This window comes from Selenomonas ruminantium subsp. lactilytica TAM6421, assembly GCF_000284095.1.
Classification (GTDB): Bacteria; Bacillota; Negativicutes; order Selenomonadales; family Selenomonadaceae; genus Selenomonas_A; species Selenomonas_A lactilytica.
In genome coordinates, this window is record NC_017068.1 from 1,058,726 (window position 1) to 1,081,137 (window position 22,412).

The 22,412-nt window shown below is 51.8% G+C and carries 18 protein-coding genes, 2 rRNA genes and 1 riboswitch; of the genes, 18 read left to right on the forward strand and 2 right to left on the reverse strand.

The annotated features are described in order from the left end of the window. Positions 1 to 211 precede the first annotated feature (211 nt). The 6 genes from SELR_RS05045 to SELR_RS05070 all read left to right on the forward strand — a co-directional run bounded on the left by SELR_RS05045 (position 212) and on the right by SELR_RS05070 (position 7,615). Positions 212 to 3,288: ribosomal RNA gene (locus SELR_RS05045) — 23S ribosomal RNA — on the forward strand. Between the two features lie 70 nt (positions 3,289 to 3,358). Further along, positions 3,359 to 3,475, forward strand: a 5S ribosomal RNA gene (gene rrf, locus SELR_RS05050). A 126-nt stretch (positions 3,476 to 3,601) separates the two neighbouring features. Then, a complete protein-coding gene (locus SELR_RS05055; protein WP_014424124.1) occupies positions 3,602 to 5,059 on the forward strand; it encodes a nicotinate phosphoribosyltransferase in 1,458 nt (485 codons plus the stop codon). Beyond that, positions 5,059 to 5,910, forward strand: a complete 852-nt coding sequence (locus SELR_RS05060) for a shikimate dehydrogenase (RefSeq protein ID WP_014424125.1) — start codon at positions 5,059 to 5,061, stop codon at positions 5,908 to 5,910. Before SELR_RS05055 ends, SELR_RS05060 begins: the two co-directional genes overlap by 1 nt. Positions 5,911 to 6,064: 154 nt before the next feature. Then, positions 6,065 to 6,280 carry a hypothetical protein gene (locus SELR_RS05065; RefSeq protein ID WP_014424126.1) on the forward strand — a complete coding sequence of 72 codons (216 nt, stop codon included), beginning with the start codon at positions 6,065 to 6,067 and terminating at the stop codon, positions 6,278 to 6,280. Between the two features lie 105 nt (positions 6,281 to 6,385). After that, positions 6,386 to 7,615 carry an RsiV family protein gene (locus SELR_RS05070; RefSeq protein WP_014424127.1) on the forward strand — a complete coding sequence of 410 codons (1,230 nt, stop codon included), beginning with the start codon at positions 6,386 to 6,388 and terminating at the stop codon, positions 7,613 to 7,615. 70 nt (positions 7,616 to 7,685) lie between these two features. Here SELR_RS05070 and SELR_RS05075 read toward each other — a convergent pair whose 3' ends face one another. Further along, positions 7,686 to 8,408, reverse strand: a complete 723-nt coding sequence (locus SELR_RS05075) for a Bax inhibitor-1/YccA family protein (RefSeq protein WP_014424128.1) — start codon at positions 8,406 to 8,408, stop codon at positions 7,686 to 7,688. Between the two features lie 193 nt (positions 8,409 to 8,601). Here SELR_RS05075 and SELR_RS05080 point away from each other — a divergent pair, with 193 nt between their 5' ends. The 9 genes from SELR_RS05080 (at position 8,602) to SELR_RS18250 (ending at position 18,659) form a co-directional block, all read left to right on the forward strand. Beyond that, a complete protein-coding gene (locus tag SELR_RS05080; RefSeq protein ID WP_197537165.1) occupies positions 8,602 to 9,912 on the forward strand; it encodes a histidine-type phosphatase in 1,311 nt (436 codons plus the stop codon). Positions 9,913 to 9,989: 77 nt separating this feature from the next. Continuing rightward, positions 9,990 to 10,114, forward strand: a riboswitch (FMN riboswitch). Between the two features lie 108 nt (positions 10,115 to 10,222). Beyond that, complete coding sequence (ribD, locus tag SELR_RS05085; protein ID WP_041914274.1) at positions 10,223 to 11,323, forward strand: bifunctional diaminohydroxyphosphoribosylaminopyrimidine deaminase/5-amino-6-(5-phosphoribosylamino)uracil reductase RibD; 1,101 nt, start codon at positions 10,223 to 10,225, stop codon at positions 11,321 to 11,323. Between the two features lie 4 nt (positions 11,324 to 11,327). After that, positions 11,328 to 11,960, forward strand: coding sequence for a riboflavin synthase (locus tag SELR_RS05090; protein ID WP_014424131.1), 633 nt, complete (start codon positions 11,328 to 11,330; stop codon positions 11,958 to 11,960). Positions 11,961 to 11,977: 17 nt separating this feature from the next. Next, complete coding sequence (locus SELR_RS05095) at positions 11,978 to 13,189, forward strand: bifunctional 3,4-dihydroxy-2-butanone-4-phosphate synthase/GTP cyclohydrolase II (RefSeq protein WP_014424132.1); 1,212 nt, start codon at positions 11,978 to 11,980, stop codon at positions 13,187 to 13,189. 24 nt (positions 13,190 to 13,213) lie between these two features. Continuing rightward, positions 13,214 to 13,681, forward strand: a complete 468-nt coding sequence (gene ribH / locus SELR_RS05100; RefSeq protein ID WP_014424133.1) for a 6,7-dimethyl-8-ribityllumazine synthase — start codon at positions 13,214 to 13,216, stop codon at positions 13,679 to 13,681. A gap of 24 nt (positions 13,682 to 13,705) precedes the next feature. Next, entirely contained in the window at positions 13,706 to 14,266 is a 561-nt protein-coding gene (yfcE, locus tag SELR_RS05105) for a phosphodiesterase (protein ID WP_014424134.1), read from the forward strand. 52 nt (positions 14,267 to 14,318) lie between these two features. Next, a complete protein-coding gene (hslO, locus tag SELR_RS05110; RefSeq protein WP_014424135.1) occupies positions 14,319 to 15,197 on the forward strand; it encodes an Hsp33 family molecular chaperone HslO in 879 nt (292 codons plus the stop codon). 281 nt (positions 15,198 to 15,478) lie between these two features. After that, positions 15,479 to 16,267: a response regulator transcription factor gene (locus SELR_RS05115; RefSeq protein ID WP_014424136.1), complete on the forward strand. Its 789-nt coding sequence runs from the start codon at positions 15,479 to 15,481 to the stop codon at positions 16,265 to 16,267. A 256-nt stretch (positions 16,268 to 16,523) separates the two neighbouring features. Beyond that, complete coding sequence (locus tag SELR_RS18250; RefSeq protein ID WP_014424137.1) at positions 16,524 to 18,659, forward strand: PTS sugar transporter subunit IIABC; 2,136 nt, start codon at positions 16,524 to 16,526, stop codon at positions 18,657 to 18,659. Between the two features lie 60 nt (positions 18,660 to 18,719). Here the strand turns inward: SELR_RS18250 and SELR_RS05125 are convergent, their stop codons facing one another. Continuing rightward, entirely contained in the window at positions 18,720 to 19,997 is a 1,278-nt protein-coding gene (locus tag SELR_RS05125; RefSeq protein WP_014424138.1) for an L-cysteine desulfidase family protein, read from the reverse strand. 201 nt (positions 19,998 to 20,198) lie between these two features. On the opposite strand from SELR_RS05125, the gene SELR_RS05130 reads away from it, so the two are divergent. From SELR_RS05130 to SELR_RS05140, 3 genes are all read left to right on the forward strand, one after another. Then, on the forward strand, positions 20,199 to 21,158 hold the full coding sequence (locus SELR_RS05130; protein ID WP_014424139.1) for an L-lactate dehydrogenase: 960 nt from the start codon (positions 20,199 to 20,201) through the stop codon (positions 21,156 to 21,158). 210 nt (positions 21,159 to 21,368) lie between these two features. After that, positions 21,369 to 22,031 carry a phosphatase PAP2 family protein gene (locus SELR_RS05135; protein WP_014424140.1) on the forward strand — a complete coding sequence of 221 codons (663 nt, stop codon included), beginning with the start codon at positions 21,369 to 21,371 and terminating at the stop codon, positions 22,029 to 22,031. Continuing rightward, the gene (locus tag SELR_RS05140; RefSeq protein ID WP_014424141.1) at positions 22,028 to 22,405 is read left to right on the forward strand and encodes a VOC family protein; all 378 of its coding nucleotides are present in this window, start codon (positions 22,028 to 22,030) and stop codon (positions 22,403 to 22,405) included. Before SELR_RS05135 ends, SELR_RS05140 begins: the two co-directional genes overlap by 4 nt. The last annotated feature ends 7 nt before the right edge of the window (positions 22,406 to 22,412 follow it).

Sequence of the window (22,412 nt, forward strand, 5' to 3'; positions counted from 1 at the left end):
AAAATCTTAGGTCGGAGCATCTGGAATTTGCATTGTCTAGTTTTGAGAGAATAATCTCTCTAATATGTACACTGAAAACTACACAGAAGAAATCAAAATGTATCAATTTTAACCAATGGTCTACACGACAGTGTAAACAGAAGGTTGAACGAACATTTTAGGATTCTAAAGCATAGACATCACAATATGTGATACCTTAAAAGCAAACGAAAGTTAAGCTACCAAGGGCATATGGTGGATGCCTAGGCGTTCCGAGCCGATGAAGGACGCGATAAGCTGCGAAAAGCCATGAGGAGCCGCAAGTAGGCTGTGAGTCATGGATGTCCGAATGGGGCAACCCGGTACGAGTCATGTCGTATCACCTAGATTCTAGGAGGCACACCCGGTGAACTGAAACATCTAAGTAACCGGAGGAAAAGTAATCAAAAGAGATTCCCTCAGTAGCGGCGAGCGAACAGGGAAGAGCCCAAACCGGGAGTCTTCGGACACCCGGGGTTGAGGACCGGCATAAAAGGAAGACAATTTAGCTGAAGCTTCTGGGAAGGAGCGGCACAGAAGGTGAAACCCCCGTAAGCGAAAAGTTGTCCAATGGGCCGGTATCCAGAGTACCACGAGACACGTGAAACCTTGTGGGAAGCAGGGTGGACCACCATCCAAGGCAAAATACTACGGAACGACCGATAGCGCATAGTACCGTGAGGGAAAGGTGAAAAGAACCCCGGGAGGGGAGTGAAATAGAACCTGAAACCGTATGTCTACAAGCAGTCGAAGCTCTTTATATGAGCGACGGCGTGCCTATTGAAGAATGAACCGGCGAGTTAATTTATGTAGCGAGGTTAAGTGGAAGACACGGAGCCGAAGCGAAAGCGAGTCTGAACAGGGCGAAAGTTACATGGATTAGACCCGAAACCACAGTGATCTATGCATGGCCAGGTTGAAGCTCAGGTAAAAATGAGTGGAGGACCGAACCCGTGAGTGTTGAAAAACTTTGGGATGAGCTGTGCATAGGGGTGAAATGCCAATCGAACGTGGAGATAGCTGGTTCTCCCCGAAATAGCTTTAGGGCTAGCCTCAGGCAACACATAAAGACGGTAGAGCACTGATCGGACGCGGGTCTGTAATGGATACCAACTCCAGTCAAACTACGAATGGCTTTATGAGAAGAACCTGGGAGTCAGAATGCGAGTGATAAGACCCGTATTCAAGAGGGAAACAGCCCAGACCGCCGACTAAGGTCCCCAATGCTGTACTAAGTGGAAAAGGATGTAGGACTTCCTAAACAACCAGGATGTTGGCTCAGAAGCAGCCACCATTTAAAGAGTGCGTAATAGCTCACTGGTCGAGAGGCCCTGCGCCGAAAATATCCGGGGCTCAAGTACAGAACCGAAGTCGCGGCATGCGAGGTATCATCTACAGAGTGGCTGAGAGGTCAGCTGCGCAGGATATGGTTACAGATGCAAGGAAGAGGAACGAGTCATAGCGGTGGCTATGGCGAGCGACGATGACGAAGCAGCTGGAAGCATAGACAAGCAGATGGACTCAGAAATTCTGTAGATGATGCCTCCATGGGTAGGGGAGCGTTCCATGGGCGTTGAAGGTTGACCGGAAGGACAGCTGGAGCGCATGGAAGTGAGAATGCCGGTATGAGTAGCGAAACGGCCAGTGAGAATCTGGCCCACCGAAAGCCTAAGGGATCCTGGGCAACGCTCGTCGTCCCAGGGTAAGTCGGGACCTAAGCCGAGGCAGCAAGCGTAGGCGATGGACAACAGGCGAAAATTCCTGTACTGCATGGAGTTGTTTGAGGATGGAGTGACGCAGCAAGGAGTCTGAGCTGGCGAATGGAAATGCCAGTCGAAGGCGGTAGGCTGGTGTGGAGGCAAATCCCCACACTGTAAGGCTGAGAACCGATAGATAGATAAATCCTTCGGGATGCATCAAATTCAGACGTACTACACTGCCAAGAAAAGCTTCTAACGAGACGACATGTACCCGTACCAAAACCGACACAGGTAGGCGGGGAGAGAATCCTAAGGTGCGCGGGAAAACCCTCGTTAAGGAACTCGGCAAAATGCATCCGTAACTTCGGGAGAAGGATGGCCGGAGCTGGTGAAGTCATTTACTGATGGAGCTGGAGCCGGCGACAGAAGAGAAGCCCAAGCGACTGTTTACCACAAACACAGGTGCCTGCTAAAGAGAAATCTGACGTATAGGTGCTGACACCTGCCCGGTGCTGGAAGGTTAAGAGGACGGGTCAGCCGCAAGGTGAAGCTCGGAATTGAAGCCCCAGTAAACGGCGGCCGTAACTATAACGGTCCTAAGGTAGCGAAATTCCTTGTCGGGTAAGTTCCGACCCGCACGAAAGGTGTAACGACTTGGGCACTGTCTCAACGAGGGACCCGGTGAAATTGAAATACCTGTGAAGATGCAGGTTACCCGCGACTGGACAGAAAGACCCCATGGAGCTTTACTGCAGCCTGTCATTGATTTTTGGCATGTAACGTACAGGATAGCTGGGAGACGGAGAACTACAGTCGCCAGATTGTAGGGAGTCAATGTTGGGATACCAGCCTTTGCGTGTTAGGAATCTAACCCTGAAACTAACGACTTCGGGGACAGTGGCAGGCGGACAGTTTGACTGGGGCGGTCGCCTCCGAAAGAGTAACGGAGGCGTCCAAAGGTTCCCTCAGCGCGGACAGAAATCGCGCGAAGAGTATAAAGGCAGAAGGGAGCTTGACTGCGAGACAGACACGTCGAGCAGGTACGAAAGTAGGGCTTAGTGATCCGGTGGAATGAGAGTGGAATTGCCATCGCTCAACGGATAAAAGCTACCCTGGGGATAACAGGCTAATCTCTCCCAAGAGTCCATATCGACGGGGAGGTTTGGCACCTCGATGTCGGCTCATCACATCCTGGGGCTGAAGCAGGTCCCAAGGGTTGGGCTGTTCGCCCATTAAAGTGGTACGTGAGCTGGGTTCAGAACGTCGTGAGACAGTTCGGTCCATATCCATCGCGGGCGTAAGATACATGAGGGAAGCTGCTCCTAGTACGAGAGGACCGGAGTGGACGGACCGCCGGTGTACCAGTTGTTTCGCCAGAAGCATAGCTGGGTAGCTGCGTCCGGAAGGGATAAACGCTGAAAGCATCTAAGCGTGAAGCCTGTCCCGAGATGAAGTATCTCATGGAGTAATCCAGTAAGATTCCTTGAAGAAGACAAGGTAGATAGGTTGGGAGTGGAAGTGCCGTAAGGCATGCAGCGGACCAATACTAATAAATCGAGGGCTTATCTTTCAAAAGACTAGAATGTTCGACATTGAAATTTCTTCTGTATAGTTTTGAGTAGTACATACTCAACTGAATATCTGGTGACGATAGCTGAGTGGATCCACCTGTTCCCATACCGAACACAGTAGTTAAGCACTCATACGCCGAAAGTACTTGTCTGGAGACGGACTGGGAGGATAGGGCGTTGCCAGTTAAGTTAAAGGCTTGCTGACGTAAGGTCGGTAAGCCTTTTTCTTTGCATACTATTTACTAAAATGATATAATAACGAGGTATATGTTTTTTAAGAGCGGCGGTGCCGCATAGGGGAGGGGTGTCGTTTTGACACAGTTTGATAAACGCAATATAACCATGATGATGGATTTCTACGAAATGACCATGGCCAATGGTTATTTCCAGGATCATGATAAAGATGTGCAGGTAGCGTTTGACGTATTCTACCGGGCTAATCCGGACAAAGGCGGTTTTGCCATTTTTGCCGGTTTGGAGCAGGTAATTGAATATGTGGAGAATATGGAGTTTTCCAAGGAAGACGTGGAATACTTCCGCCAGCAGCATATCTTCTCGGAAGAGTTCCTGAACTATCTGGAAAACTTCCATTTCAGCGGGGATATCTACGCTATGCCCGAAGGTACAATCATGTATCCAAATGAACCCTGCATTACGGTGGTAGCACCCTTGATTGATGCTCAGCTGGTAGAAACAGCTATCCTGGCGCAGATCAACCATCAGTCCCTGATTGCCACCAAGGCCCGCCGTATTGTCAAGGCCGCCAATGGCCGGGCGGTGTCGGACTTCGGTGCCCGCCGCGCTCACAATATGGATGCCGCCACTTATGGCGCCCGTGCTGCTTATATCGGCGGTGTAGTGGGCACGGCTACGGTGTCTGCGGGCCAGATGTTCAACATTCCCATTTCCGGTACCATGGCCCATAGCTGGGTAATGTTCTATGGCGACGAGTTCAAGGCCTTCAAGACCTATGCGGAAACTTATCCGGATGCTACGGTACTGCTGGTGGATACCTATGATGTCATTCATTCCGGCATCCCCAATGCTATCCGTGTGGCTCATGAAATCCTGGAACCCATGGGCAAGCGCCTCAAGGGTATCCGCATTGACTCCGGTGATCTTGCCTATCTTTCCAAGAAAGTGCGCAAGATGCTGGATGCCGCTGGCCTTGAAGACTGCATGATCGTGGTTTCCAACAGCCTGGATGAGTTCACGGTGGCATCGCTTTTGAGTCAGGGGGCTTGCATTGACAGCTTTGGCATCGGTGAGCGCCTGATTACCGCCAAGTCCGAGCCGGTGTTCGGTGCCGTTTACAAATTGGCGGCTGTAGGTGAAGATGGCGATTTTGCTCCGCGCATCAAGGTATCGGAAAATGTGGAGAAAATCACCAATCCGGGCCTGAAGGATCTCTATCGCGTCTATGATGCTGATGGTAAGGCGGTGGCCGATATGATGGCAGTTTGCGGCGAACCCATCGATATGAGCCAGCCTTTCCGTTATGTGGATCCGCAGAAACCCTGGAAGAACCGTACCTTTGAGAACTGCACGCTCAAGAATCTGCGCAAGCTCTATGTACGTCAGGGCAAGCGTGTGGAGGAACTGCCTAATCTCGATGAAATCCGCGACTATGTGAAGAAGCAGCTAGATGGCGAGATTTGGGAAGAGGAGCAGCGCTTTGAAAATCCGCATCGTCATTATCTGGATATGACGCCGGATTATTATGAACTCAAGATGGAGCTGCTGTCCAAGACCAGAGAGGAACATGCCTGATGATTACCGGGAAAACGCAAAATTTAGGGGTAATTGGCTGGCCCATAGCTCATTCCCTGTCGCCTGTATTGCAGAATGCGGCCATTGAAAAGGCCGGGATTGACTATAACTACACGGCCTTGCCGGTAGCGCCGGAAAAACTGGCTGAAGCCGTGACAGGACTCAAAGCGTTGCATTATCGTGGCTGGAATGTGACCATTCCCCATAAGACAGCGATTATGCCATTACTGGATGAAATTGATGAAGATGCCCGGATCATTGGGGCGGTCAATACCGTGGTTAATGATAATGGCAAGCTCAAAGGCTTCAATACAGATTGTCTAGGCTTTATGGGAGCCCTGACCAAGCGGCAGGCAGCAATAAAGGGAAAAAAGGTCGTGCTGCTCGGTGCTGGCGGTGCTGCCAGAGCGGTTATCTGGGGCCTTATCAAAGCGGAAGCCCAGGAAGTAGTGCTGGGCGTGCGCAATCCGGCCAAGGCAGAATCGTTGGCCGCAGAATTTTCCCGGTATGGCAAGGTTACGGTCTGCCATTGGGAGTCGGAAGAATTCACGCAGGTTTTGGCCGATTGTGCTTTGCTGGTCAATACGACACCGCTGGGGATGACGCCCAAGGTGGATGCCTGCCCGCCTGTTGACTGGTCGAAAGTCAATCCGTCAGCCGTGGTCTATGATATCATCTATACTCCTGCCGAAACACTTTTCCTGCGGCAGGCCCGGGAACATGGTCATGTCATCATCAATGGCGAGGAAATGCTGGCCGGCCAGGGAGCGGCGGCGCTGCAGCTCTGGACAGGCTGCGAACCGGATCTATCTTGTATGCAGATGGCACTGCGTAAGGCTTTGGAAAATTAAGATAATTCTAATCTAAAATTCAGTTAGATTTCAGTTTGGGGAGGTAAAATAAAGTCATGATTTCGGCAGGAAAAAAATATTTCCTGTAGAAATCATTCGGTAGCTGAAAATAGTTTTCAGCATACGTTACAACTACACATAGGAGGCCGAGCGTATGAGGATCAGCAAGTTGCGAAACATGTCAAAGTCGTTATTCTGGGGCGACAGACCACTGCCAGAGAACTCCGAAATGAAGGGCGTAATTGAGACCGACAATGGCCGGACGGGAATCTTGCTCAAACTGAAAAACGGGATGTACGTGCTGGGGACGGCAGGCACCCTGTCAAAACTGAATCAGGATAAGGTTCGCCATAAACTGAAAGACGCATAGGCGACGAAATAGAGTGCGATAGGGAAACCATCCATGTCAGCTGGATAATAGCTGATGTGGGTGGTTTTTGTGCAATAAATTCATTTATTCTAAGGAGGGAGTATTGTGTTAGGCAAGAAAAAGATCTGTTCCCTGTTATGTGCTTCCCTGCTGGCCGTGGCTGTTCCCACAGTAAGCGAGGCGGCCGCAGCTGCGCCCAAGGCCCTCGATGGCTTTTTCAAGCAGGTGCGTCAGCAAAATGACATGGGCAAGGATGAAGGCGGTGAATACGAGCTTTTGCATCAGCGTTGGGCAGGACTGGCGGTGGACAAAGACATACGCAGCCGCTATCCGGAACTGGCGGCTGCTATCGAGCGGCGCACCCAGGCTGACTGGGATCGTGTGCAGAAAGACCGCAAATCTATGACGGAGGATGCCAGACATTTTCGTCAGGATGTTCCTCATTATTACCATCCTTTTGCCCAGAACGTGGATGTTCTGATGCGACGGGCCGATAACTATGTGGTCAGCTATCTGGAAATGGAAGCCACTGACGGTGCCGGGGCTCATGGCATGTATGGCTGGCAGGGCGTGAATCTCAACACTCTGAATGGAGAGGAACTGGCACTGGCTCATGTGGTGAAAGACACAGGCAAGCTGACGAAGCTGATTGTTTCTCAACTCAAAAAAGATTATCCCCATGCCCATTTTATGGATATGGAAAAACAGGTAAAGAGCATGGCTCTGCAGAGAAAACTCAATTGGACCTTGGACCCCAGGGGTATAACCTTTTATTTCAATCCCTATGAAATTGCGCCTTATGCGGAGGGATTGCTGACTGTTACAATCCTGTATCAGGAACATCCGCAGTTATTCCATGAGGCCTACCTGCAGACGCCGCAGGAATATGCCCAGCCATTCCCCAGCGATTACCCCTTGGTAACGTCCTTAAAGGACAATAGCTGGCGTGATGTTATTGCCGTACGGGAACAAAGGCGGAAGCTCTATGTGGAACTGAACGGCAAGGAAACGGTTTGGGATGTTCCCATGAAGGACCTGCAGCCGGTGCTGATCCATATGAAAGATAAAAAGAATTATCTTTACATTGATGGCCGTACCCCGGAGGGCACAAGACAGACGATTGTCTTCAAGCTGCAGCGTGACAAAGTGCAGCATGTGGGTACGCTGCCTTACACCTTCCAGCATAAAATTGCCGTATCTCCGACGGAGCAGGAATATTGGCGTTTCCTGACCAATCCTAATGGTTTTTACATCGACCGCAATGCTACCGTAAGCAGTCCCGCCAAGACAGATATATGCGCTGTGGGGGATGATGGCTTGTTGACCTTTGGCTGATGATCTGACTCATGTAAAAAATCCCCTTGCCACAAATCCGTGGCAAGGGGATCATATTTTTTATGGAGGATCAGTCATCGCCCATATTACTGATGGTCAGCAACAGGTCAATGCAGCGTACATAGAGCCAAACGAGGGTAATCAGCAGGGAGAAGGCGCAGTACCATTCGAATTCTTTGGGCAGGCCCTGCCGTACGGCTTCCTGAATCTGCTGGTAGTCGATGAACAGGCAGGCGGTGGCGATGCCGATGACCAAGAGGTCAATGCCGATGCCAATCAGGCCACCGTTCATGAAGCTGAAGTCAATGCTGAAGAAGTAACCCAGCACGAAGCGCAGCAGATAGGCGAGCAGCAGGCCGCCCAAGGCAATGGTTACGCCTTTGATGAATTTGCCATCCACCGTAATCCAGCCCTGACTGAATACCATGGCGGCAGCGATGGCAATCGTGAAGGTCAGCAGCACGGCCTGGATGACCACACCGGGCAAGAAGGATTCCGCAATCAGCGAGAGCATCGCAATGGAGGCGCCTTCAAAGATCGCAAACAGCGGTGAGATAAAACCAGCTGTCGAGGGTTTGAAGCTTACGATAAAGGTCATGATCAGGCAGCCAACGCAGGCAACTGCTGTCGTAACCATCGTGGCATAGCCGCTGAAAATCGTGACCAATGCCGAAGCAGCAACCAGGACGACCATCAGGATTTCCTTGAAGGCAATGCCGGAATAGCTGGCCGCTTCGCTTATATACTGGCCGCGGCTCAGGTCTTCAACCTTGCTGAGCATAGGATTTTCCATAAATAACATCTCCTGTCATAAAATTTATAACTACAATATTATTTTACCATATAATTGACAAGGATAACAGCATAAAAGAGACGCACAGCTTCAAAATCAAAGATATTTTTGCAATATTATGGATTGTTTCGTATTATTACAGGCGCTATAATTTGAATTGTCGATGAAATAAAATTGATTAGGGGGATTGACCATGAATTTGAAGAAAATGGCTGCATCAATCTGTTTAGCTATGCTGACGTTGTCCAGTGTGGTACAGGCGGAACGGCCGGCGGATTTTCAGGACAAGTATCAGCTGGAGGAAATGGTGGTGCTCAGCCGCCATAATATTCGCTCGCCGCTTTCCGGCAATGGCTCAGCTTTGGGGAATCTGACGCCGCATGCGTGGTTCAAGTGGACTTCGGGCCCCAGCGAACTATCCCTGCGGGGCGGCCAGCTGGAAACCATGATGGGGCAGTATTTCCGTCAGCGGCTCGTCAAGGATGGTCTGATGACGGAAAATTATCTGCCCAAGGAGGGGGAGATGCGCTTCTATGCCAACTCCATGCAACGCACGATTGCAACGGCGCAGTATTTTTCCAGTGGCATGCTGCCCGTGGCCAACGTAAAGATTGAGCACAAGTATGCACCAAGCAAGATGGACCCGGTCTTCAATCCGCAGCTGACCTTCGTCAGCGATGCGTTCCGCAGCCAGGCCATGAAAGAGATCAGCGCCATGGGCGGGAAAAATGGATTGCAGGGCATCAATGACAAGCTGAACGGCGAGTACCGCACCTTGGAAAAGGCGTTGGATCTGAAGGATTCGCCCATGGCGAAGAAGGATGGCTTCAGCAGATTCAAGAATGACGACCTGCAGATCATGCTGGAAGTCAATAAGGAACCGGCGATGAAAGGTTCTCTGAAGCTGGCCAACTCTGCCAGCGATGCCTTCATCCTGCAATATTATGAGGAACCGGATACTACGAAGGCCGGTTTTGGACATAAACTCACGCAGCAGGAATGGGAGCAGATCGCCAGCGTGAAGGATGTCTATGGTGATGTATTGTTCACCGCCCCGAGCGTGGCTGTCAATGTGGCGCATCCGCTGCTCAAGGAAATGCAGAATGAACTGGCCCAGCCGGGACGTAAGTTCACCTTCCTCTGCGGCCATGATTCCAACATTGCCAGCGTTTTGGCAGCTTTAGACGTGGAAGAATACAGCCTGCCCAACAGCATCGAGAAAAAGACGCCGATTGGTTCCAAGCTGGTCATTGAAAAATTTGCCGGGAAAGATGGCAAAGAGTATGCTGCTATGAGCCTGGTATACCAGAACCCCGAGCAATTGCGCGACCGGACGGCTCTGACACTGGACAACCCGCCGGAAATCTTCCCGCTGAAGCTCAAAGGCATGAAGACTAATGTAGACGGCGTGTACCGGCTGAAAGATGTGCAGCAGCGCTTCGAGCAGGCCATCAAGGCCTATGATAAACTGCCGCAGGACAAGGCAGAGAAAAAGGCTGCTTAAGCGTTGATGGAAAGCATATCTAAGAAGCTGGTGTGATTTGCTTTTTTGCTCTTTTTGTGCTATCATAAAACTCAGAGATTTGTCTTTGAGGCGGGGGGCAGTTCCCCACCGGCGGTATAGCCCGCAAGCCCTTAGGTTTTCTGGGGCATGATTCGGTGAGATTCCGGAGCCGACCGTATAGTCGGGATGAGAAAAGGCATGTTGATTTGCATGCAGAGACAGCCACCGCGAAGATGATTCGCGGTGGTTTTTTGGTTTTCTTATCATCGAAGTCTCATTCACAAACCTTGATTCCATTGAATTTGAGGTGATGAATTTGCAAGATGAAGATTTTATGCGGGTAGCGCTGAATTTAGCCCGCAATGCCACAGGGCGCACCTCGCCGAATCCTTTGGTTGGGGCGGTGATCGTCCGAGAGGGGCGCATCGTGGGCGCTGGCTGGCATCGCAAGGCCGGCACGCCCCATGCGGAAATCCATGCGCTGAATATGGCGGGGGACTTAGCTAAGGGGGCCACGCTCTATGTGACGTTAGAGCCATGTTCCCACTACGGGCGCACGGGCCCCTGTGCGGAAGCGGTGGTGAAGGCCGGCATCAAGCGCTGTGTCATTGCCATGGGCGATCCCAATCCCAAGGTGGCAGGCAAGGGCATTGCCATCCTGGAGCAGGCGGGCATTGAAGTGCGCTGTGGTGTGCTGGAAGCCGAAGCGATGGCCTTGAACGAGGTGTTCCTGCACTGGATTCGCGAGAAGATGCCCTTTGTAGTGCTCAAGACCGCCATGAGCCTGGACGGCAAGATTGCCACCCATACGGGGAAATCCCAGTGGATAACGGGGGAAGCCGCTCGTGCGCGTGTGCATGAGTACCGTGACCTGTATGACGGTATTATGGTAGGCATTGGCACTGTGCTGGCCGATGATCCAAGCCTGACCACGCGTCTGCCAAATGGGACGGGCAAGAATCCTGTGCGTATTGTCGTGGACAGTAAGGCACGTACGCCTTTGGACGCTAAGCTGGTAAATGATGGGGCGGCGCTGACCATCATCGCCGTGACGGAAGCCGCGCCGAAAGATCGGGTGCAGGCGCTGAAGGACAAGGGCGTGGCCATCATGATCGCTGGCAGCGGACCGCAGGTGGATTTGCCGTTGCTGATGAAGAAGCTGGGCGAGATGGAAATCTGCTCGGTCTTTGTCGAAGGCGGCGGCACGCTGAATTTTGCCCTGCTGCAGGCTGGGCTGGTCAGCAAGGTGCACGCCTTTATCGCCCCGAAGATTATCGGCGGGCGGGAGGCCTTGACCTCTGTGGAGGGCGAGGGCTTTGCGCAGCTCAGCGAGGCCGTGGAACTTAATAATACCACTGTGGAGCAGTTAGGCGCAGATATTTTGCTGACAGGCTATGTGAAAGGACGGTGAGCGTTTGTTTACCGGTATAATCGAAGAAGTGGGGCGCGTTGCCCGGATTGGCGGCGGCAGCCTTGTCATTGACTGTCAGAAGGTGCTGGAAGATGTGCATTTAGGCGACAGCATTGCGGTCAACGGTGTGTGCTTGACGGTCACGCATTTTGACCGGTCAAGTTTTACGGCCGATGTGATGCCAGAGACGGTACGCCGCACGTCGCTGGCCGAGCTCAAGAAGGGCAGTCCCGTGAATCTGGAACGGGCCCTGACATTGGCAAGCCGCTTGGGCGGGCATATTGTCAGCGGTCATATTGACGGCACAGGCGAAATCGTCAAATTTGCCGATGAAGGCAATGCAATCCTGATGACCGTCAATGCAGAGAGCGCCCTGTTGCGCTATATCGTGGAGAAGGGCTCTGTGGCGCTTGATGGCATCAGCCTGACGGTGGCAAGTGTCACGGATCATGATTTTACGGTCAGTCTGATTCCCCATACCCGGGAGGTCACGAACCTCGGCAGCAAGAAGCTCGGCAGTCCCATCAATATCGAAACGGATGTACTGGGCAAGTATGTCGAGAAGATGCTAGGCGGGAGCAAGGCGCCGACAAAGAGCACAATGACTTTGGACTTCCTCCGGGAAAATGGATTTTAAGTAAGGAGATTTTGAATATGGCAGATTTTGCAACGGTTGAACAAGCAATCGAAGATATAAAGAATGGCAAGATGGTAGTCGTGGTGGATGATGAAGACCGCGAAAATGAAGGTGACCTGATTGTAGCCGCCGCTACCGTCACGCCGGAGGACATTAACTTCATGGCCACCTATGCCAAGGGGCTCATCTGCACGCCGATTGACGGCAAGCGCCTCGATGAGCTCAACATCGGCCAGATGGTGGTCAACAATACGGACAATCATGAGACGGCCTTTACGGTGTCCATTGACGCTTACGATACGGAGACGGGCATTTCCGCTTATGAGCGCTGCCAGACCATCAAGCTGCTGCTGGATCCCAAGGCCAAGGCTGCAAGTTTCCGCCGTCCGGGCCATGTGTTCCCGCTGCGTTCGGTAGAAGGGGGCGTGCTGCGCCGTGCCGGTCATACGGAAACCACGACGGATTTGGCGCGTCTGGCTGGTTTCTATCCTGCCGGTCTTTGCTGCGAGATCATGGACGATGACGGCCATATGATGCGCACGCCGAAACTCATTGAGTTCGCGAAAGAACATAACCTGCATCTGATTACGGTCAAGTCCCTGATCGAGTATCGCAAGCGCACGGAAACCTTTGTGAAGCAGGTAGCAGATGTGGACTTCCCGAGCAAATACGGTCATTTCCGCATCAAGTCCTATGAGAGCAAACTCGATGGCAAATGTCATCTGGCTATTGTCAAGGGCGATGTAGCCGGCAAGAAGGATGTGCTCGTACGCGTGCATTCCGAATGCCTGACCGGTGACGCATTGGGTTCCATGCGCTGTGACTGCGGCGATCAGCTGCAGGCGGCACTCAAGAAAATCGAAGCTGCAGGCGAGGGCGTGGTGCTCTATATGCGTCAGGAAGGCCGCGGCATCGGCCTGGCCAACAAGATGCGCGCTTATGCTTTGCAGGATAAGGGCCGCGATACGGTGGAGGCCAATGTGGAGCTCGGCTTTGCGCCGGACCTGCGCGATTACGGTATTGGTGCGCAGATTCTCTCCGATTTGGGCCTTACGAGCATCCGCCTGATGACCAACAATCCGGCCAAGCGCGCAGGCCTCGAAGGTTATGGCCTGACCATCACGGAGCGCGTGCCGCTGATGATCCACGCCAATAAATTTGACAAGAAGTATCTGACCATCAAGAAGACCAAGATGGGCCATCTCTTGAATGATGACACGTTGAAATAATTTACGTTTGGGGAGGAAATGACAATGGCTAATGTTATTGAAGGTTTTATTACAGCAAAAGATATGAAGGTGGGGATCGTCGTGGCCCGCTTCAATGAATTCATCACGAGCAAGCTCCTGGGCGGCGCGTTGGATGCCCTGCATCGTCACGAAGCCAAGGACGAGGATATCGATGTGGCCTGGGTACCGGGGGCTTTTGAGATTCCCGTGGTGGCCAAAAAGATGGCTGAATCCGGCAAGTATGATGCCGTTATCGCTTTGGGGGCCGTTATCCGTGGTTCCACGACCCATTACGATTATGTCTGCAACGAAGTGTCCAAGGGTGTTGCCCAGGTAGGTATGCAGACCGGCGTGCCGACGATTTTCGGCGTAGTGACCACGGAAAACATCGAGCAGGCTGTGGAACGCGCTGGCACGAAAGCCGGCAACAAGGGTACGGATGCTGCTATGGCTGCTATGGAAATGGCAAATCTGCTGAAGAAAATCGGCTAAGATTATTTAGGAGGCTGAAAGCAAATGAAAATTGGCATTATCAGCGATACTCATGGCCACGAAGGCGCATGGCAGACGGCTTTTGACAAGCAGTTCCATGATGCGGACATGATTCTCCATGCCGGGGACGTGCTCTATCATGGCCCCCGCAATCCCATGAAGGCAGACTACAATCCCATGGGGCTGGTGGAAAAGATCAATGCCTGCCCGGTGCCGGTAATCATCGCTAAGGGCAACTGCGATTCCTCCGTGGATGCCAGCTGCATCGAGCTGCCCATTGAGGCGCCCTATGCCTATGTGGTGGCTGAAGGCTTGCGCATCATCGTCACCCATGGCGATGCGGTGATGACGGATGCCGAAAAGGATAAGATGGCGGCACATCTCAAGGCCGACCTCTTTATCAGCGGTCATATCCATACCACGGTGCTGGAAAAACGCGGCAACACGGTATTTTTGAACCCGGGTTCGGCGGCGCTGTCCAAGCGCGAAGATGGCCGCAATACCTTTGCGGTACTGGACAACGGGACGATTTCGATTTATGATATTGATACGGATGAAGTCCTGGCGACTTATACGTTGAAGTAAAAATGGGCCTTCCCCGCCGGGGAGGGCTTTTACCGTTGAGAGGAAAGATGTAATGAAAGACCATTTAGTAAAAGCTACGGCCGAAGGTGTACGTATCTATGCGGCTGTAACGACGAATCTTGTAAATGAGGCGATTTCCCGCCACGACTGCTATCCGGTGGCGGCGGCAGCTCTGGGGCGCACGATGACTGGCGCATTGCTGATGGCGGCAAATCTCAAGAACAAAGAAGCCCTGACGGTCAAGTTCAATGGCGGCGGTCCGCTTGGCATCGTCACGGCCGATGCCACGCCGGAAGGTTATGTTCGCGGCTATGTGGGCAATCCTCATGTGAACCTGCCGCTCAACGACAAGGGCAAGATTGATGTGGGCGGCGGTGTCGGCACGAATGGCACTGTGTCCGTTACCCGCTTCACGGGACTCAAAAATCCCATCACCGGCAGCTGCGAGATTACGGATGGCGAGATTGCCGATGACCTGACCAAGTATCTTTATGTGTCCGAGCAGACGCCATCGGGCATTGGCCTCGGTGTGCTGGTGAATCCGGATTTCAAATGCATCGGTGCAGGCGGCTTCTTCATCCAGCCATTGCCGGATGCTACGGAGGAGTGCATCTCCAAGCTGGAAGCCAACCTGCAGAAGGTCAATTCCGTATCCCATATGGTGGAGAAGGGCTATTCGGCCAAGGATATCATCGCTGAGATGCTGCAGGGCTTTGACATCAACTACATGTCCGAGACGGATCTGGCGTTCAAATGCCATTGTTCCAAGGATATGCTGTTCAATGTGCTGATCAGCCTAGGCAAAGAAGATCTCGACAACCTCGTTGCTGATGGCAAAGCAGAAGTCTGCTGCCAGTTCTGCAATGAGAAGTATGAATTCACCGGTGAGGAGCTGCAGGAATTAGCGGCAGCTGCGGATAAGGTTCGCTGATTTTTCGTCCATATACTACTAAAGTGGCAGATAGGCGAAAAGATTCCCCTTAGGGAGTATTGTATGACATAGCAATCCCTCGTATAATAATTCATGTCACTTGGGGAAGTGATGACACACATACATACCTTCAAGAGTGGGGAAGCTTTGCAGGTAAAGGAATTATATTTATTAGGAAAGCAGGTCTTGTAAGACCTGCTTTTTCGTTGTATAATAGCGGGTGTGTTATGGATGATAGGTATGTGTAAATTATTATTTCCCCAAGAAAGGCAGGTTGTTGCGTGCTACAATTGAATGAGGATGAGTGCTGGCAGATGACCAGAGGGGCGACCATGATCATGATGGCTTCTGTAGACGAGTTCCGTGAAACGGTGTTCGAGGTTATCAGTGAGATGGCACCATTTGACTGCGGGATATCCTATGTCGTAAAAAATGATCAGAACGAGAAACATTGTCTGGAACCGATAGCATATACTAAGGCTGCGGTGGTACCGGATAGAATCTTGATTGAACGGGCGGCAGAATTGGCACATAAATCCAGCGTCTATTGTGCGTTGGAGTGGCAGAAGAAATCCATTGTCTTCCGGGATTCGGATATGTTTAATGATACATTCCTGTCTCAGACGGATATTGGCAGGCTCGTGCATGATGAATTGGGCATGAGTTATGCCTGCAAGATTTTCATGGTGCACAAGGGGTTGCTGTTAGGCAAGTTCTGGCTTTTGCGCCGCAAGGAGAGCGGCAATTTTACAGATAAAGAATTGTTCTGTATGCGTCTGCTTGAACCTATGATCATGCGCCGGATGTATGAGTTCCACCCGCAGAGTGAGCGTGGTGCTTATGCGCGCAGGGTGCTCCGGGAACGATTCGGGCTGACAGAACGGGAACGCGAGATCACGGCGCTGATCTGTCGGGGGATGTCCAACCGTCAGATTGCGGACAAGCTTATCTGTGCAGAAGCAACAGTGAAAAAACACGTATCGGCCATTGCGAAAAAGATGGGCGAATCCAATCGCAGCGGAATCATACATCGCTGTGTCATGGAAAAAGCCGTGCTCAACTATGTTTGACTATGAATAAAGAAGTCCCTGTGGTTTTGCTTTGGTGCAAAATCACAGGGACTTTTTGGCATGGGATTATCATAAATATACTGAAAAATTGCATAAACACGAAAAATAACTTGATGTATTCTCCATAACTATGATATAATAACGCGGGTGAATATTTTATGTCAGGTCCGGTGGAGAAGCGTTTGTCTGCTGTGGTACTCAGGTAAAATGGCAGATGAAGGCTTTTTTTATTTGGACCAAGAGAGGATGTGTCTAATTGAAAGACGAAATTTTTAGCGTGCTGCAACGCGTTGGCCGCAGTTTCATGCTGCCGGTTGCAGTTCTGCCGATTGCCGGTCTTTTGTTAGGCCTTGGCGCGTCGTTCACGAACCCGACGACCATCAAGACCTATGGACTGGAAGCCATCTTCGGTGATGGCACGGTGCTCCATTCCCTGCTCACGGTTATGAGCGCGGCAGGCGGCACCATCTTTGGCAATTTGCCGATCATCTTCGCCGTGGGCGTTGCCATCGGTATGGCCAAAGCTGAGAAGGAAGTAGCTGCTCTGGCTGCCATGATTTCCTTCTTCGTTATGCATGTTTCCTGTAATGCAATGCTGCAGCTCACGGGCAAGATCCTGGCTGACGGTTCCATTGCACCGGGCGTGCTCGAAGGTACCATTGCTTCCAGCTGTGGTATCATGTCCCTGCAGATGGGCGTATTCGGCGGTATCATCGTTGGTATCGGCGTTGCCATCCTGCACAACCGCTATTATAAGATTGTATTGCCGGATGCCCTGTCATTCTTCGGCGGCTCCCGCTTTATTCCTATCGTATCCACGGTAGCTTTCCTGTTCGTGGGTATTGCCATGACCTTCATCTGGCCGATTGCCCAGGATATCATCTTCGGTCTTGGCAATGTCGTTACGGGCACGGGGTATATCGGTACGTTGATTTTCGGTATCGTGAAACGTGCGCTGATCCCGTTCGGTCTGCACCATGTATTCTATCTGCCGTTCTGGCAGACGGGTGTGGGCGGCAGCATGATGATCGATGGCCAGCTGGTTCAGGGTGGTCAGAACATCTTCTTTGCTCAGCTGGCTTCCCCGAATGTCGCACACTTCAGTGCTGACGCTACCCGTTATTTCTCCGGTGAGTTCATCTTCATGATCTTCGGTCTGCCCGGTGCTGCTCTGGCTATGTACCGCTGCGCACGTCCGGAAAAGAAGAAGGTTGCCGGCGGTCTCCTGCTGTCTGCAGCGCTGACTTCCATGCTGACCGGTATCACGGAACCGATCGAGTTCTCTTTCCTGTTTGTTGCTCCGCTGCTCTTCGGTGTGCAGGTTATCCTGGCCGGTGCAGCTTACATGATTGCCCATATCCTGAATATCGCCGTAGGTCTGACCTTCTCTGGTGGTCTGCTCGACCTCTTCATCTTCGGTATCCTGCAGGGTAATGACAAGACCAGCTGGATGCTGATCATCCCGGTTGGTATCATCTACTTCTTCCTGTATTACTTCGCATTCTCTTTCCTGATCAAGAAGTTCGACTTCAAGACGCCGGGCCGCGAGGATGATGATGAAGAAACGAAGCTCTACACCAAGGCTGACGTCAATGCCCGCAAGGCTGGTGCCAAGGGTGAAAGCGGCAGCGCTGATGAACTGAGTCAGACCATTGCCCGCGCACTGGGCAGCAAGCGCAACATCACGTCCGTGGACTGCTGCGCAACCCGCCTGCGTTGCTCTGTGGCAGATTCTGCTCTGGTTGACCAGAAACTCCTGAAGGCTACGGGTGCTTCCGGCGTAATCGTCAAGGGCACCGGCGTACAGGTTATCTATGGCCCGAAGGTTGCGGTCATCAAATCCAACCTCGAAGAATATCTGGCTACGGCTCCGGAAGTTGAAGCAGAAGCAGATGCTCCGGTCGTAGAAGAAACGGCAGAGGTTCAGGCTGAAGCTCCAGTGGCTGCTCATGGCGACAACGTGTTCTATGCTCCGGTTGCTGGTACGGCTCATGCTATCACGGAAGCTCCGGATGCAGCTTTCGCTGGCAAGATGATGGGCGACGGCTTCTTCATCGCTCCGGCTGACGGCCATGTAGTGGCTCCCTGTGATGCCGAAGTCATGTTCGTCTTCGACACGAAGCATGCCATCGGCATGAAGGCCGCTGACGGTACGGAATTCTTGATCCACTTCGGCGTTGATACCGTGAAACTCGGCGGTCAGGGCTTCGAAGTGTTCGTGGAACAGGGCCAGCAGGTCAAGAAGGGCGACAAGCTCATGGAAGTTGACCTCGATTATGTCAAGGCTAATGCTCCGTCTGATGTCTGCCTCGTGATCTTCACGGGCGGCCAGGCTGTCCATATGGAAAAATCCTATGGCGTCAAGGCTCTGGATGCAGTAGCTTCCTACTAAGTCCGACTGACGGATAAACTAAAAGAGTGCAGCATTTGCTGCACTCTTATTTTTTTGCCTTTATTTGCCAATCATCATGCTGATGATTTCCTTGTCGGTTTCCTTCATGCCGATGCGGCCCAGGCGGCTGATGTTGCGGATGGTGTTTTCCACGCCTTTTTCGACGAGGCCATCACCGCCGTAGAACTGCTGGCCATTGCGGTACATCTCAAAGCCCAGGATGCCGGCATCCACAGCAGCCGAAATCTTGGCGGCGCAGGAGGCTTTGGCACCGTCGCAGACGATGCCGGATGTGATGGCCAGGGCGTTGACGATGGTATGGATGACGGTCTTGTAGTCACCGCTGCAGAGCCAGGCGATGCCGGCGCCAGCACCTGCTCCGGCGCTGACGGCACCGCAATAGGCGGACAGGCGGCCGATGCCTTCCTTTTCGTGGAGGGTGACGAGATTGGCCAGCAGCAGGGCGCGGTAGAGCTTTTCCTTATCGGCGCCCAATTCCTTTGCATACTCGATGACGGGCAGGGATACGGTCATGCCCTGGTTGCCGCTGCCGGAATTGATGACCACAGGCAGTTCGCAGCCGTTCATGCGGGCATCGGAACCGGCAGCCGCCCTGGCCCGGGCGCGGATGTGCACAGCATTGCCATAGGCCTTCAAAAGCGTCTTGCCGATATTGGCTCCGTAATCATTTTTCAGCCCCTCGTCGGCAATCGCCGTGTTATAGGCAATCTGCCGGTCAAGGATGGCACGGACATCCTCAAGGTCACAGGTCATGGCAAAGTCATAGATATCTTCAATGGTCAGGCATTCGTAGTCCGGCTTGCCGTTATCAACGACCGGGACGATTTCCTTTTCCAACAGGATTTCGCCATTACGGACAATCTTGACGATATTGGTGTGCTCATTGACTACCTGGACTTCGGCATTGTCCGTGCCCTTACTGACCTTGACGATGATGTCCAGTACGTGTTCGGACTGGGCAAATTCTACGTTGATTTCCGTATGGGCAAGATAATCACCGAGTCTGGCTTTGTCAGCTTCCTGGGCATGGGCGATGACTTCTAACCCTGCTGTCTCATCGCCGGCTACGATGCCGATGGCGGCAGCGGCTTCGATGCCCTTGCGGCCTCCCGTATTGGGAACGATGACGCTCTTTACGTTCTTGATGATGTTGCCGCTGGCGGCGATGGTGACTTTATCCGGCAACTGGCCAAGCGCCGCCCGGGCTTTGGCGGCGCAGTAGGCGATGGCGATGGGTTCCGTGCAGCCCATTGCCGGCACGAGTTCACGCTTGAGGATTTCCACATAATTCTTATAGGTGGGGCAATTCTTTTTCATATCAGTGTCTCCATTTTCTGTATATAATCTGTAATTATAGCACAAAATGATGAGAGAGAGAAAGAAAATTGCAAGAAGTAAAATCCGATTACAAAAATGTGATTTTTATTTACTATGTTGTAAATTGTTGACAATAGGTGTATACTGTAAAACTGTAAATGTAATTTACAGGAAAACTTTAGATAAAGGGGATATGTTACAGTGTTTAAGCCACACAAATTAGCAATCATAGGATTAGGTCATGTAGGTTCTGCGGTTTTAGCCCGGGCCATCGCCTGCCAGCTGGCAGCTGATATTGCCTGCATTGACATCAAGCCGGGAGTCGCTCATGGCGAGGCGCTGGATGCCGTGCATTCGCTGTCCTGCAGCTATGTACCGGGGATTCATGTCCATTCCGGCGGCTTCGAGGAATGTGCGGACGCTGATGTGATCATCTGTGACGCCGGCCCCAGCATCCTGCCGGGACAGAAGATGGACAGACTCACACTGGCCAAGGAAAACATTACAGTTATTCGTGATGTAATGAAAGAGGTTACCAAGTATACCCGAGAGGCTGTCTTCATCATGATCACCAATCCCCTGGATATCACGACTTATGTGGCCGCTACGGAATTTGGCTATCCACTGGGCCGTCTGTTCGGTACAGGCACCACGCTGGAAACCATGCGCCTCAAGAGCATCATCGGCAGACATTACCATGTGGATGCTTCCGATGTGCAGGGTTATATGCTCGGTGAGCATGGCAATTCCGCCTTCCCGGCCTGGAGTACCGTGAATATTGGCGGCGTGCCTTTGGACAGTCTCGATGAGTTCTATGACCATGAAAAAGAATTGGACCGCGAGGAAATCGCTCAGGAAGTCGTCAATACGGCCTATGATGTGCTGCAGTCCAAGGGCTGGACCAATACAGGCATTGCCATGGGAGCCTGCCGTCTGGCCAAGGCAGTCCTGTTTGATGAACATGCTGTACTGCCGGTATCGACGCCCTTCAATGGTGAATATGGCCTGAATGATGTGGCCTTGTCTCTGCCCAGCATCATCGGCAAAAATGGCGTAGAAAAGCGCATCCCGCTGAATCTGCCGGCTGATGAACTGGAACTCTTGCAGAAGAGTGCAGAAAGTGTCAAGAATGTGATGCGGGCCAACAAGGTTATAGACTAAGCGCAGAGCTGCATGGTGGCAGGAATTGTACTGTGGTACGGTTCCTGTCACTTTTATTTTATAGAGGAAACATTGACACAATTGATTGGACAGGGTAAAGTGTAATGGGGAGAATTTTATTGATGGGAGATGTTGAGAACGAAACGAATTGTTTTGCTTATTGTATGTAATTTGTTGGGAGCAGGGCTTTTCTATAGCTGGAGCAGCTCTGTGTATGGTCCGGAGATGCAGGGCTTCTGGCCGGCGCTGGACAGTCAGGTGTTTTTCTTCTTTAATGGACTGTTGGGCGAAAATATGACTTTTCGCTATTTTACAGCCTTTACCAATTTACGCTTTTTTGACACCATTAGTTTTTTGACCATGCTAGGGATTTTTGGCTGGCATTACCGGAAAATGGACAAGGCTGGCCGGCGCTGGATGATGGCGATGGGGATGGTTATACTGCTGACTGCCGTGATTGGTAAGCAGTTTGACCTGGCTTGGAATGTGGAGCGTCCCAGCCCCACTAAGTTTTTTACAGAACTTGGGGTGCCTGTGCTCAGAGTGTCGGAGCTGACTGGCTGGCCTGCCAAGGATTGGTCTGGTTCCAGTTTTCCGGGGGATCATGGCATGTGCCTGATCATCTTCTGCTTCTATATGTTGCGTTATTTTGGCTGGCGTACTTTTATGGCGGGGCTGGCAGTGGTATTGTTCTTCTCTCTGCCCCGTGTGATGTCAGGTGCCCATTGGGTTAGCGATATTGCTGTCGGCGCAGTCAGCGTCAATCTTATCGTGCTCAGCTGGATGCTGTTGACACCGGCGGCGGATAAGATCATCAACTGGCTGCTGCAGAAATATAATGAGAAGATATTGAAGGGAGAGTCTGTAAAATGATTAAGTTTGACCATAACAATCTGAATGTGCTGGATCTGGAGCGCAGCATGAAGTTCTATAAGGAAGCTTTGGGACTTACGGAAGTGCGCCGTATCAATGGCGAGGGCTTTATCATCGTTTACCTGGGGGATGAAGAGGGCAGCGATCATAAGCTGGAACTGACCTGGCTGGCAGATCGTAAGGAGCCCTATAATCTGGGGGACAACGAATTCCATCTGGCTTTCCGGACCGATGAATTCGATGCTGTGCATAAAAAGCATGCGGACATGGGCTGCATCTGCTATGAAAATGAGGCCATGGGGATCTATTTCATCGTAAATCCGGATGGCTACTGGCTGGAAGTATTGCCGCCGGTGGTGAAAGTAAACGAGTAAAAAAATA

Excerpts from the sequence above, each read along its gene's own strand:
- SELR_RS05075 (WP_014424128.1), bottom strand. The coding sequence starts at position 8,408 with ATGGAAAATCCTATGCTCAGCAAGGTTGAAGACCTGAGCCGCGGCCAG.
- SELR_RS05080 (WP_197537165.1), top strand. The coding sequence starts at position 8,602 with ATGAATTTGAAGAAAATGGCTGCATCAATCTGTTTAGCTATGCTGACG.
- hslO (WP_014424135.1), top strand. The coding sequence starts at position 14,319 with ATGAAAGACCATTTAGTAAAAGCTACGGCCGAAGGTGTACGTATCTAT.
- yfcE (WP_014424134.1), top strand. The coding sequence starts at position 13,706 with ATGAAAATTGGCATTATCAGCGATACTCATGGCCACGAAGGCGCATGG.
- ribD (WP_041914274.1), top strand. The coding sequence starts at position 10,223 with ATGAATTTGCAAGATGAAGATTTTATGCGGGTAGCGCTGAATTTAGCC.
- SELR_RS05125 (WP_014424138.1), bottom strand. The coding sequence starts at position 19,997 with ATGAAAAAGAATTGCCCCACCTATAAGAATTATGTGGAAATCCTCAAG.
- SELR_RS05060 (WP_014424125.1), top strand. The coding sequence starts at position 5,059 with ATGATTACCGGGAAAACGCAAAATTTAGGGGTAATTGGCTGGCCCATA.
- SELR_RS05065 (WP_014424126.1), top strand. The coding sequence starts at position 6,065 with ATGAGGATCAGCAAGTTGCGAAACATGTCAAAGTCGTTATTCTGGGGC.
- SELR_RS05140 (WP_014424141.1), top strand. The coding sequence starts at position 22,028 with ATGATTAAGTTTGACCATAACAATCTGAATGTGCTGGATCTGGAGCGC.
- SELR_RS05095 (WP_014424132.1), top strand. The coding sequence starts at position 11,978 with ATGGCAGATTTTGCAACGGTTGAACAAGCAATCGAAGATATAAAGAAT.
- ribH (WP_014424133.1), top strand. The coding sequence starts at position 13,214 with ATGGCTAATGTTATTGAAGGTTTTATTACAGCAAAAGATATGAAGGTG.